This window comes from Corynebacterium sp., assembly GCF_030535495.1.
Lineage (GTDB): Bacteria > Actinomycetota > Actinomycetes > Mycobacteriales > Mycobacteriaceae > Corynebacterium.
The window spans coordinates 1-11,605 of record NZ_JAUNRW010000071.1 but is presented as its reverse complement, the minus strand read 5'-3'; the positions used below and the strand labels follow the sequence as shown (position 1 = coordinate 11,605).

General features: G+C 67.2%; 11 protein-coding genes and 1 pseudogene. 8 read left to right on the top strand and 4 right to left on the bottom strand.

All coding sequences use genetic code 11. The features are described 5' to 3' along the window. The 3 genes from Q4F73_RS08920 to Q4F73_RS08910 form a co-directional block, all read right to left on the bottom strand. On the bottom strand, positions 1-914 hold a 914-nt coding region (locus Q4F73_RS08920), incomplete at its 3' end, for a UvrD-helicase domain-containing protein (protein WP_303359002.1). A gap of 48 nt (positions 915-962) precedes the next feature. Beyond that, positions 963-1,868, bottom strand: a complete 906-nt coding sequence (locus tag Q4F73_RS08915) for a DoxX family protein (RefSeq protein WP_303359001.1) — start codon at positions 1,866-1,868, stop codon at positions 963-965. A gap of 70 nt (positions 1,869-1,938) precedes the next feature. After that, entirely contained in the window at positions 1,939-2,541 is a 603-nt protein-coding gene (locus Q4F73_RS08910; protein ID WP_303359000.1) for an MBL fold metallo-hydrolase, read from the bottom strand. 74 nt (positions 2,542-2,615) lie between these two features. Between Q4F73_RS08910 and uvrA the strand changes: the two genes are divergently transcribed. After that, complete coding sequence (uvrA, locus tag Q4F73_RS08905) at positions 2,616-5,465, top strand: excinuclease ABC subunit UvrA (RefSeq protein ID WP_303358999.1); 2,850 nt, start codon at positions 2,616-2,618, stop codon at positions 5,463-5,465. Here the strand turns inward: uvrA and Q4F73_RS08900 are convergent. Beyond that, positions 5,441-7,249, bottom strand: a complete 1,809-nt coding sequence (locus tag Q4F73_RS08900) for a DUF2339 domain-containing protein (RefSeq protein WP_303358998.1) — start codon at positions 7,247-7,249, stop codon at positions 5,441-5,443. The two genes, uvrA and Q4F73_RS08900, sit on opposite strands and share 25 nt — an antisense overlap. 53 nt (positions 7,250-7,302) lie before the next feature. Here Q4F73_RS08900 and Q4F73_RS08895 point away from each other — a divergent pair, with 53 nt between their 5' ends. The 7 genes and pseudogenes from Q4F73_RS08895 to Q4F73_RS08865 form a co-directional block, all read left to right on the top strand. Then, positions 7,303-7,824 (top strand): hypothetical protein, encoded by a 522-nt coding sequence (locus Q4F73_RS08895; RefSeq protein WP_303358997.1) that lies wholly within the window; start codon positions 7,303-7,305, stop codon positions 7,822-7,824. A gap of 24 nt (positions 7,825-7,848) precedes the next feature. After that, positions 7,849-8,646, top strand: coding sequence for a hypothetical protein (locus Q4F73_RS08890; RefSeq protein WP_303358996.1), 798 nt, complete (start codon positions 7,849-7,851; stop codon positions 8,644-8,646). A 210-nt stretch (positions 8,647-8,856) separates the two neighbouring features. Further along, a complete protein-coding gene (gene infC / locus Q4F73_RS08885; protein WP_303358995.1) occupies positions 8,857-9,423 on the top strand; it encodes a translation initiation factor IF-3 in 567 nt (188 codons plus the stop codon). 37 nt (positions 9,424-9,460) lie between these two features. Next, positions 9,461-9,655: a 50S ribosomal protein L35 gene (gene rpmI / locus Q4F73_RS08880; protein WP_303358994.1), complete on the top strand. Its 195-nt coding sequence runs from the start codon at positions 9,461-9,463 to the stop codon at positions 9,653-9,655. A 51-nt stretch (positions 9,656-9,706) separates the two neighbouring features. Beyond that, positions 9,707-10,093, top strand: a complete 387-nt coding sequence (gene rplT, locus Q4F73_RS08875) for a 50S ribosomal protein L20 (protein WP_303358993.1) — start codon at positions 9,707-9,709, stop codon at positions 10,091-10,093. Between the two features lie 88 nt (positions 10,094-10,181). Further along, positions 10,182-11,000: an RNA methyltransferase gene (locus Q4F73_RS08870; protein ID WP_303358992.1), complete on the top strand. Its 819-nt coding sequence runs from the start codon at positions 10,182-10,184 to the stop codon at positions 10,998-11,000. Positions 11,001-11,057: 57 nt separating this feature from the next. Then, positions 11,058-11,605 (top strand): annotated as a pseudogene (locus tag Q4F73_RS08865) (phenylalanine--tRNA ligase subunit alpha); the annotation flags it as partial.

Genomic DNA, 11,605 nt, shown 5'->3' with positions numbered 1-11,605 from the left:
AGCAGCGACTCGGGCGCGCTGCCGGAGACACCGGGGTAGAGGTCTCCGATCGTCGACAGGACCACACCCGTCTCGCCGAGTTCAGGCAGGACACGGGAGATGTAGTCGAGGAAGGTGGAGTTCGGGCCGACGATGAGCACGCCGGACTTCGACAGCTGCTCGCGGGCAGTGTAGAGAAGGTAGGCGACGCGGTGGAGGGCGACGGCCGTCTTGCCGGTGCCGGGGCCACCCTCGACGACCATGACGCCGCGGGTGTCGTCGCGGATGATGAGGTCCTGCTCGCGCTGGATCGTCTCCACGATGGACTTCATGTGGCCGGTGCGGGCGGCCTGCATCGCCTGGAACAGAGCTGACTCGCCGCCGACGCCCTCGCGGCTGTCGCCGGCCGACGGCCCCGAGAGCCATTCGTCGTCAATGCCGGTGACCTTCCGGCCCGTGGTGCGGATGTGGCGGCGCAGGTGCACACCCTCGGGCTGGGCGGTGGTGGCCAGGTAGAAGGGGCGGGCCATGGGGACGCGCCAGTCGAGAAGCAGGGTGCGGTAGCCCTCCTCGCGGACGTCGAGGCCCATGCGGCCGATGTAGCGTCGGTCGAGCTCGGGCTGCCCGGGGACCGGGTTCTCGGGCTCGGTGCCGGGGTCGTCGATGTCGATGCGCCCGAAGACCAGGCCCAACTGCGCCAGATTGAGGCGGTCGAGCTTGGAGTTGAGGCCGTGGTACTCGGTTTCGCGCCGGATGAGGGCGTCGGCGTCCGGGTTGGCCGGGTCCACCTCGAGCTGCACCTGGCGCAGGCGCTCGTTGGCGGCGGTGACTTCGGCGTCGAGACGCGCGAACAGGTCGTCGACGTAGTCCTGCTCGTGCGCGATCTCGTTGTGGTTGCTCACCTGGGTTCGTACCTCCTGAAAAGAACGGACCATCCAGGATAGCGAAAACCCCCGCCGGAGCGGGGGCTTCACCGGAGGCGTTTAGACGCCGAGCTTCTTCTGTGCCTTGCCGATGGCCTTGTCTGCACGGGACTGCAGCTTGTCGGCCTTCTTGCCGGCCTTCTTGGCGGCGCGGCCGGACTTCTTCTCGGCGACAGCGAGGGCGTCATCGGCGCGGTCCTGGGCCTTGGAGGCTGCCTTGACGAAGCCCTTGCGAGCGGTCTCGGCGTTGTCCTGGGCGGCGGCCAGCCAGTCGTCCTTGTTGTCCTGGAAGTAATCGGTCACCTTGTAGGCGGCACCGGTGGCAGCCGTGGTGGCGGCAGCGGCGGTCGCGGTGGCGGTGTCCTTCCAGTCGTCCTTGTTGTCCTCGTAGTAGTCCTGCGCGCGGGAGGCGTACTCGGTGACCTTGTCGGTGGCCTCATCGAACCAGCCGCGGGCGTTGTCGGCGAACTTCTCGGTCTCGGACTTGGTCGGCAGGGCGGCCTGAACCTTCTTGCCGGTCACCTCGGCGGCCTTGTTGGCGCGCCACTTGAGTCCCGGCTTGCCGGCGGTGTCGGCGGAGGTGATGAACAGGCCGCCGAGCAGGGCCAGGTTGGTGAGGAAACCGGAGCGACGGGCGCTGCGCTCGGCCTTGTCCTGGGTCTCCCAGAAGGCGTGGCGGGAGATCATGGTGGGAATGGCCGTGGCGGCGAGCACGGTGGCGGAGGCACGCGGCATGAAACCGACGGCCAGGGCGCCACCCGCGGCGACCTTGGTGCCGCCGACTGCGCGCACGACCAGCTCCGGGTCGCGGGGCACGCGGCGGGCGTACTCGCGGGGCAGGATCGCACGGGCGCGCTTGATGAGGGTCTCCGCGGCCTCCGTGTGCTCGGAGGTGTTGAGCAGGCTGTCGGCGCCGTCGGCAATGTAGACGGAAGCGATCATGGGGCGGGCGATCTTGCGAAGCATCTTCTGTTCTCCTTGATTCATGCGTAATCTATGCGACGGTTTGTACCTATTCCACTGTAGCGAGGAATGCTCACCAACGGCGCTCCCACCAGTTGTCCAGGTGGGGTCGCTCGGCGCCGAGTGTGGTGCCTTCGCCGTGGCCAGGGTGCACGATGGTGTCGTCGTCGAACTTCTCGAAGATCCGCTCGGTGACATCCTTGAACAACCGCACGAAGTCGCTTTCGGATGTCGTCTTACCCAGTCCGCCCGGGAAGAGGCTGTCGCCGACGAAGAGGTGGGTCTGGCCGTCGATCTCCGCGGCCAGGGCGACTCCGCCGGGGGTGTGGCCGCGCAGGATGGCGACCGGGAACTCGTGGCCGGCGAAAGGCAGGGTGTCGCCGTTGTTGAGCTCGACGTCGACGTCCGCGGGCAGGGCGGGGGAGTCGAGGAAGGAGGCGTAGTGGGTGGCGCCGGTCTTCCGGAGCACCTCGACGAGCGCCCGGTGGTGGTCCGGGTGACGGTGGGTGGTGAGGACGCTGGTGATGCGGGCGCCGGCCTGCTCGGCCATGCCGAGGAGGGCGGGGGCGTCGTCGGCGGCGTCGATAAGCAATGCCTCGTCGCCGGAGACGAGCAGGTAGCAGTTGTTGTCCATCTCTGAGACGGAGATCTGGTGGAGGGTGAGGTTGTCTGTCATGTCACCCAGGGTAGCGATCTCCCGGCCCTCGGTAGTATGTTCGAGGGAGTATTCACACAGGAGGGCAATACCACGTGGCTGATCGCCTCATCGTGCGCGGAGCGCGCGAACACAACCTCAAGGGCGTCGACATCGACCTGCCCCGCGACACCATGGTGGTGTTCACCGGACTGTCCGGCTCGGGCAAGTCCTCACTCGCGTTCGACACCATCTTCGCGGAAGGGCAGCGACGTTATGTCGAGTCGCTGAGTTCCTACGCCCGCATGTTCCTCGGGCAGATGGACAAACCCGACGTCGACTTCATCGACGGTCTCTCGCCGGCGGTGTCCATCGACCAGAAGTCGACGAACCGCAACCCGCGTTCCACCGTGGGCACGATCACGGAGATCTACGACTACCTGCGCCTGCTCTTCTCCCGCGCAGGTACCGCGCACTGCCCGGTGTGTGATGAGAAAATCACCCGGCAGACTCCGCAGCAGATCGTCGACCAGGTCCTCGCGCTGGAGGAGGGCCTCAAGTTCCAGGTCCTGGCGCCGGTGGTGCGCACCCGCAAGGGTGAGTTCGTCGACCTGTTCAAGGACCTCGCGGCGCAGGGTTTCGCGCGCGTGCGTGTCGACGGTGAGGTCTACCAGCTCACCGAGCCCCCCACCCTGAAGAAGCAGATCAAGCACGACATCGACGTCGTGGTGGACCGCCTGCAGGTCAAGGCGACGCAGAAGCAGCGACTCACCGACTCGGTGGAGACCGCCCTCGGCCTGGCCGACGGCCTGGTCGCGCTCGAGTTCGTCAGCCGCCCCGAGGACGACCCGGAGCGCTACGTCCTGTACTCCGAGAAGCTCGCCTGCCCCAACGGCCACGCCCTCGACATCGACGAATTCGAGCCGCGCGCCTTCTCCTTCAACTCCCCTTACGGCGCCTGCCCGGCCTGCGACGGCCTGGGTACCCGCACGGAGGTCGACATCGACCTCATCATCCCGGACCCGGACGCCCCGGTGATCCGGGCCGTGCAGCCGTGGGCCGCCAGCCCGAACTCGGGGTACTTCGAGAAACTGGTCGAGGGCCTGGCGAAGACACTCGATTTCGATCCGGAGACCCCGTACAGCGAGCTTTCCGCCCCGCAGCGCAAGGCCCTCGTGCACGGCTCCAGCCAGGAGGTGACGGTCCGCTACAAGAACCGTTACGGCCGGATCCGCAACTGGACCGCGCCCTTCGAGGGCGTCATGGGCTACCTCAACCGCAAGATCGACACGGTGGAAAGCGAATGGTCGAAGGAGCGTTTCCTCGCCTACACCCGCGAGGTCGCCTGCCCGACGTGTCAGGGCGCGCGCCTCAAGCCGGAGATCCTCTCGGTGCGCCTGCAGTCGCGGTCCCAGGGTGAGCGTTCCATCGCCGGGTTGACGGAGCTGTCCATCGCGGACGCCAGTGAGTTCCTCGATTCCCTCGTGCTGGGCCGCAAGGAGGAGATGATCGCCGGCGCCGTGCTCAAGGAGGTGCAGGCCCGCCTGCAGTTCCTTCTCGACGTCGGCCTGTCCTACCTCACCCTCAACCGCGCCGCCGGCACCCTGTCCGGTGGTGAGGCGCAGCGCATCCGCCTGGCCACGCAGATCGGCTCCGGCCTGGCCGGCGTGCTCTATGTCCTCGATGAGCCCTCGATCGGCCTGCACCAGCGCGACAACCAGCGGCTCATCGCCACGCTCAAGCGCCTGCGTGACATCGGCAACACCCTCATCGTCGTCGAGCACGACGAGGACACCATCCGCGAGGCCGACTGGCTCGTCGACATCGGGCCCAAGGCCGGAGAATACGGCGGCGAGATCGTCTACCAGGGCGATCCTGCCGGCATCTACGATGCCGAGGGGTCCATCACCGGCGATTATCTGTCCGGTCGCCGCGTGCTCGGCGTCCCCGCTTCTCGACGCCCGGTCGACCCCGAACGCCAGCTCACCGTCGTCGGGGCCCGGGAGAACAACCTCCAGGGCATCGACGTGTCGATCCCGCTCGGAGTGCTGTGCTGCGTGACGGGTGTCTCCGGTTCCGGCAAGTCGACCCTGGTCAACCAGATTCTGGCGAAGACCCTGGCCAACACCCTCAACAAGGCCCGACAGGTGCCGGGCCGCGCGAAGCGGGTCGAGGGCACCGAGCACCTGGACAAGCTCGTCCAGGTGGACCAGTCGCCGATCGGCCGCACCCCGCGTTCCAACCCGGCGACCTACACCGGCGTGTTCGACAAGGTGCGCAAACTCTTCGCCGAGACCACCGAGGCGAAGGTGCGCGGCTACAAGGCCGGCCGCTTCTCCTTCAACGTCAAGGGCGGGCGCTGTGAGGCCTGCCAGGGCGACGGCACCCTGAAGATCGAGATGAACTTCCTGCCCGACGTTTACGTCCCGTGTGAAGTGTGTGAGGGTGCCCGCTACAACCGTGAGACCCTCGAGGTCCGGTACAAGGGCAAGACCATCGCCGAGGTCCTCGACATGCCGATCGCGGAGGCGGCGGAGTTCTTCGAGCCCATCAGCTCGATCCACCGTTATCTGCAGACGCTGGTCGATGTCGGTCTGGGCTACGTGCGTCTCGGCCAGGCGGCGACGACGCTGTCCGGCGGTGAAGCCCAGCGCGTGAAGCTGGCGTCCGAGCTGCAGAAGCGTTCCCAGGGCCGGACCGTCTACATCCTCGACGAGCCGACCACCGGCCTCCACTTCGAGGACGTGCGCAAGCTCATGCTCGTTATTCAGGGGCTGGTGGACAAGGGCAACTCGGTCATCGTCATCGAGCACAACCTCGATGTGATCAAGGCTGCGGACTGGATCATCGACATGGGGCCGGAGGGTGGCTCCGGCGGTGGCCGCGTCGTGGCCGAGGGCGTGCCGGAGGACGTGGCGCAGGTGGAGGGTTCCTACACCGGTCAGTTCCTCGCCGAGGTGCTCTGATCGCCGCGGCGGCGGGTGCGTAGCGACGCCATCGCCAGCAGCGCGATACCGGAGACCAGGAACGCCACGGCCCGCGGCAGGCCTTCCAGGGTGCCCAGGTCGAAGAACACGAGTTTGATCACCGCGGCGACCGCCAGCACCATGCCGGCCCCCAGGGAGGCGCGCTCGGAAAGACCCGGGGCAGCCAGCAGAATCCACGCGGCGAGCACCATCCACAGGATGCTCACCAGGGCGTGGCCGACCAGGTAGCCCAGCCACATACCGTCGTTTCCGGCGAGGATGCGGCCCAGCCACGTGGCCGCGGTGACGACCGTGACCATCGACAGGTGCAGCCCGGCGACGGCGAAGGCCACCTGACTCCACACGGGGAGCTGCGCGAGTACCTTCCGCCGGGAGAGCAGGACCCCGAGGAACACGGCGATGAGGCCCGCCTGCACGAGGGCGATGTGGTCGGTGAGCCACAGGGGTGACTTGCCCAGGACGTTGCGGGAGAGCGTGAACGTCACGATGAGGGCCGCGCCCACCCAGCAGGCCCACGGAGCGACACGTGTCTCTTCCTGGATGTCCAGCCAGATGACCGCCATGACCGCACCGACGAAGAAGAAGGCGACGACGACGGTGGCGTCGATAAGCGCGCCGGCGCCGAACGGGGGAGTCAACCACCACACCAGGACGAAGGCCACGGCCGTGGCGCACACCCCGACCACGCCGAGCAGGTGCTCATGGCGGTAACCGAGGGCGGAGAGCGCGATGGCGGCCGGGACGAGCAGCCAGATGCCCCACGTGTCGGCGGCCGCCGGCGCGGCCAGGGCGAGGAGACCGAGCGGGACGATGAAGGTGGTGAACAGATCCGCGCGCTCATCGCCACTGGGGCGGTGCAGCGTCGTGGCGGCACTGGCCAGTGCGGTGCCGATGCCCACCAGCGCCACCACCAGGGACGCGGGCGGCGGGGTGAGGAGGTAGACCTCGATGACATCCAGTGCCAGCCACAGCTGAACCAGCAGCGCCATGACCCCGGCCATGACACGCACGCCCGGGTATCCGGTCCGGACCGTGGTCGCCAGCAGGGTGAGCGGCATGAGCGTGACCAGCCACGTGGTCGGGAGGTACACATCGAAGAAGGCGGTGACGACCACGATGATCGACAGGCCCATGAAGAACGCCACCGAGCGGAAACCACGGATCACCGTGACCGCGAGCAGAGCCAGCCACACGGCAATGAGAACCAGGACCGTGAGCCAGGCGGGCCACCACGTGAGAACTCTCCACAGCGACCACAGGATGACGGTCGCCACCAGCCAGGACGTGACGATGAGCGCCGTGATCCCGGCCTCCATGCCCGTGGTGTCGCGGTCGGTGTTCCGATGACGGTGGGAATCCAGCCACAGGCCCGCCCCCAGTAGAGCGACCGCCAGCAGGGTGGACAGGAGCACCCGGCCCAGTGGGCCGAGCAGACCGGCCTGGATCGCCAGGGCCACGGCCAGCCCGACACCCGCGACCGTGATGAGCGAGCCGACCACCGCCACCGCACGGATGACCTTCGTTTCCGTCGGCACCGGGGGCTTCGGGGGCTTCGCGGGCCGGGCAGGCTTCGCGGGGGCCGGGACCGGCGCAACGGGGACCTGCTGTGGAAGCGGCGCCGGAGCCGGGGTGGGATCCGCCGCGTCCTGCCGATCGAGGATATCGGTGAGTGAGCGGCGGGCGTCGGCAAGCGCTGCCTCGGCGGCCTCCAACCTGCGGAGCGTGAGACGCAGCTCCATCGAGTCCCGGGGATCTGGAGTCATGTGGTCAGCCTATTCCTGCAATTGGCCAGGGGCGAACTCCTAGACTGTGTGTCATGAATTCTCAGGAGCCCCGGCGCCCGCGCGAACGCTCCGGCCTGGCGCTGGTACTGCTGACACTCCTGTTCCTGGGCACGGTGGTCCTCGGTGCGTGGATTTACTACACCTTCCTCCGTAGCGATGATCAGCCGGCGGCACAGCCCCCGGATCCCACCACGACCGTGGTGACGGTGACGTCGCAACCGGCTGCACCCCCGGTGACGACGGTGACCTCGACAGAGGCCACCACAGAGGCGCCTACCTTCCGGGCCCCGGAGCAGGCGGTGCAGTGCGCGGCGAACGTCCACTGGCGCATCTTCCGCGCCACGGATCAGACGAGTTGTGCCTTCGCTGAGAATGTCGCCATCGCCATGGCACCGCACGCCGGGGCGAACTCCTCGCAGGACATCGAGGCAGCCAGCCCGGTGACCGGGCAGAGCTACCGGATGACCTGTCGCTCCGAGGGCGGGAACTCCTACACCTGCCGGGGCGGGGACAACGCCGTCGTGGTTCTGGAGGATCGAGCCGTTCGGGATTGACGGCACCGGGTATAGTTCTGGCCCGTGATGAAGTCGTTGCCCGGGGCTGTGGTGCTCCTGCTGAGCGCCGGTCTGGTGGCCGGTTGCGTCGCCGATACAACGGCCGAGGAGACCCCGGTGGAGCCGGTGGACGACGGCACCTCCCTGGAGCGCGTGGATCTGCGTGCCGAGCTGCGCACGTTGGTAGCGGAAGTCAGTGCGGACCACGGTGGGCGGGTCGGCCTGGCGCTGGCCACCGGGGATGAGGTCGTGCACGTCGGGCTGACCGGCACCTCCTTCGCCTGGTCGACGGTGAAGGTTCCCATCGCCGTGGCGGCCGAGCGTGAGGGGGTGGCGACGGAGGCGTTGATTGAGGCGTCGATAAGCAATTCCGACAACGCCGCCGCCTACCAGCTCGCCCGGGCCGTGGACCTGGAGTTGGGCGACCTGGACTTCGTTCCGGAACTGGAACCGCTGCCGGGGGAGACCTTCTGGCCGCTCACCGAGCAGGCGCAGTTCGCTGCAGACCTGCCGTGCGTGGACACCGAGGGCGCGACCTATGCGGCGATGGCCGACATCGTGGACTGGCAGCGCTACGGCCTGGCGAACATCGACGGCGCCCACTTCAAGGGCGGCTGGGGGCTGGATGCTCCGCAGGTGTACGGCGTGCGGCAGATCGGGACGGTGCCGGCGGGCGACGGCCACATCGGCGTGGCCATGATCGCCTACCCCGATGACGCGAACCATGACACGGGAACCGACATCCTCGATGCACTCAGCCTCGGACTGGCCGAGCTTATCGACGCCGGCGACGTCGCCCCGACCGCGATTTGCTCTTTGTAGCCGCGGCCGTTAAAGTACTCCCCACTACCACCCGTGCACCTTCTCCAGGGGCTCGGGCCGCAAGCGGAGATCATCCCACCTCATGCCGCCGGTTATGCCGGTTGGATACAGGTCAAGAGTAGGTCAGCCCCAGGCTGTCTTATTTGAGAGATCTCCCGCCGTCGGAAACATCCGGCAGGCGGGTTTTTCTCGTGGGTGAAATCCTCGCAGGTGGCACGGTACGTTTCACGAAACCCGCTACTTGAGGAGTCACACATCAGCGCTGAAGCTCGCATTAATGAGCGTATCCGAGTTCCCGAGGTCCGCCTTGTCGGCCCGGGCGGTGAGCAGGTCGGAATCGTCCGCACGGATGATGCCCGCAAGCTCGCATACGAGGCAGATCTCGACCTGGTCGAGGTGGCCCCGAACGCAAAGCCGCCGGTCGCGAAGATCATGGACTACGGAAAGTTCAAGTACGAGCAGGCCCAGAAGGCCCGCGAGTCCCGCAAGAACCAGCAGCAGACTGTGGTCAAGGAGCAGAAGTTCCGTCCCAAGATCGATGACCACGATTACGAGACGAAAAAGGGTAACGTGATCCGCTTCCTGGAGAAGGGATCAAAGGTCAAGGTGACCATCATGTTCCGCGGTCGTGAGCAGTCGCGTCCGGAGCTCGGCTTCCGACTCCTGGAGCGTCTGTCTGAGGATGTCAAGGAGTACGGCATCGTCGAGACCCGCGCCAAGCAGGACGGCCGCAACATGACCATGGTGATCGGACCGCTCCGCAAGGGCAAGAAGTAGACACCGTTTTCAACCGGGATTTAAGGACTTAATTCTCATGAAGCAGAAGACCCACAAGGGCACCGCCAAGCGCGTGAAGATCACCGGCTCCGGCAAGCTGCGCCGCGAGCAGGCCAACCGCCGCCACCTCCTCGAGGGCAAGTCGTCCACCCGCACCCGTCGCCTCAAGGGCACCGTCGACGTGTCCCCGGCTGACACCAAGCGTATGAAGCGCCTCCTCGGCAAGGCTTAAGACAAGCCGCCTTTCCACCCCCACATCTCAATCGTTTAAGGAAGTATCACCGTGGCACGTGTCAAGCGGTCCGTCAACGCCAAGAAGAAGCGTCGCGCAATCCTCAAGTCCGCCAAGGGCTACCGCGGCCAGCGCTCCCGCCTCTACCGCAAGGCCAAGGAGCAGTGGCTGCACTCCATGACCTACTCTTACCGCGATCGTCGCGCGCGTAAGGGTGAGTTCCGCAAGCTGTGGATCCAGCGCATCAACGCCGCTGCCCGCATGAACGACATCACCTACAACCGTCTCATCCACGGCCTGCGCCTGGCTGAGATCGATGTCGACCGCAAGATCCTCGCCGAGCTGGCCGTCAGCGACTTCGCTGCCTTCTCCGCTCTCTGCGAGGCCGCCAAGGCTGCTCTGCCGGAGGACATCAACGCCCCGGTCGCCGCTGCCTAAAGCTGCTTATCGACGCCCCGCTGGACCTGGTTCAGCGGGGCGTTGCTGATTCTCTCCGCGACATGGGACCGCTGCTAGCCTGAACCCCATGAACCTCGACTTCACGGATCCCTTCACCGAACGCACCCCCCGCATCGTCAACGCCGCGAAACTGCAGCGGGCGGCGGGACGGAAGAAGGCGAACCAGTTCATCGTCGAGGGGGAGAACGCCGTGGAGGCGGCCGTGGCCACCGGTGCCGCGCGCGACGTCTTCGTCACGGAGCGGGCGGCCGAGCGTTTCCGGGACATCCTCATCACCTGCGGCCACATGGGTGTCTACGTGCACCCCATCAATGACAAGGCAGCGAAGTCGCTGTCGGACACCGTGACCACCACGGGGTTGTTCGCGGTGTGCGAGCCGGTGCTGTGGACCGTCGGTAAGGCCCTGCGCGGCCGCCCGCAGCTGGTGTCGGTGCCGGTGGAGACCGCGGAGCCGGGCAACGCCGGCACACTCATCCGGGTGGCGGACGCCATGGGCGCGGATGCCGTCGTGTTCGCCGGGGAGGCCACGGACCCGCAGTCGAGCAAGGCCGCCCGCGCCTCAGCCGGATCGCTCTTCCACCTGCCCGTGGCCCGCAACGCCAACGTCAAGGACGTGCTCGGTCAGCTGCGTGCTGCGGGCCTGCAGATCCTGGCCACGGCGGCCGCCGGCGAGGTGGAGCTCGACGACGCCGAGGAGATGCTCACCAAGCCCACGGCCTGGCTGTTCGGCAACGAGGCCCATGGACTGGGGGAGGAGCTGCTGACGCTCGCCGACCACCGGGTGCGCATCCCGATCCGGGGTCGGGCGGAATCCCTCAACCTGGCCACGGCCGCGTCGATCTGTCTCTATGAGTCGGCGAAGGCCCAGGCGCGTGGGCGTCGATAAGCACGGGTATGCTGTACAAGTCTCAAAAACCAGTGCCCATCGTGAGAAGGTTTGTACGTGTCTGACACTCCGGAAATTGAACTGACCGAGGCGGGGCTCAACGCCGCCGCGGACCAGGCTCTCGCCGCTTTCGACGCGGCCACGACCCTCGAGGAACTCGGCGTGGCCCGCCGCGACCACCTCGGCGACGAGGCCCCGATTCCGCAGGCCCGCCGCGCCCTGGGCACCCTGCCCAAAGATCAGCGCAAGGACGCCGGCCGCCTGGTGAACATGGCGCGGGGGCGCGTCGAGAAGCACTACGCGGAGGTCCTCGCCGAGCTGGAGGTCAAGCAGCGCGCGGAGCAGCTTGCAGCGGAGCGCGTCGACGTCACCGTGCCCACCACCCGTGAGCAGGTCGGTGCGCTGCACCCGATCACCTCGCTCATGGAGACGATCTCCGACATCTTCCTCGGCATGGGCTGGGAGATCGCCGACGGCCCGGAGGTGGAGGCCGAGTACTTCAACTTCGACGCCCTCAACTTCCTCCCGGATCATCCGGCCCGCACGCTGCAGGACACCTTCCACGTCGGCGACGAGGGCTCGCTGCAGGTCCTGCGCACGCACAC

Excerpts from the sequence above, each read along its gene's own strand:
- Q4F73_RS08915 (WP_303359001.1), bottom strand. The coding sequence starts at position 1,868 with ATGCTTCGCAAGATCGCCCGCCCCATGATCGCTTCCGTCTACATTGCC.
- Q4F73_RS08895 (WP_303358997.1), top strand. The coding sequence starts at position 7,303 with ATGAATTCTCAGGAGCCCCGGCGCCCGCGCGAACGCTCCGGCCTGGCG.
- Q4F73_RS08900 (WP_303358998.1), bottom strand. The coding sequence starts at position 7,249 with ATGACTCCAGATCCCCGGGACTCGATGGAGCTGCGTCTCACGCTCCGC.
- Q4F73_RS08910 (WP_303359000.1), bottom strand. The coding sequence starts at position 2,541 with ATGACAGACAACCTCACCCTCCACCAGATCTCCGTCTCAGAGATGGAC.
- Q4F73_RS08870 (WP_303358992.1), top strand. The coding sequence starts at position 10,182 with ATGAACCTCGACTTCACGGATCCCTTCACCGAACGCACCCCCCGCATC.
- rpmI (WP_303358994.1), top strand. The coding sequence starts at position 9,461 with ATGAAGCAGAAGACCCACAAGGGCACCGCCAAGCGCGTGAAGATCACC.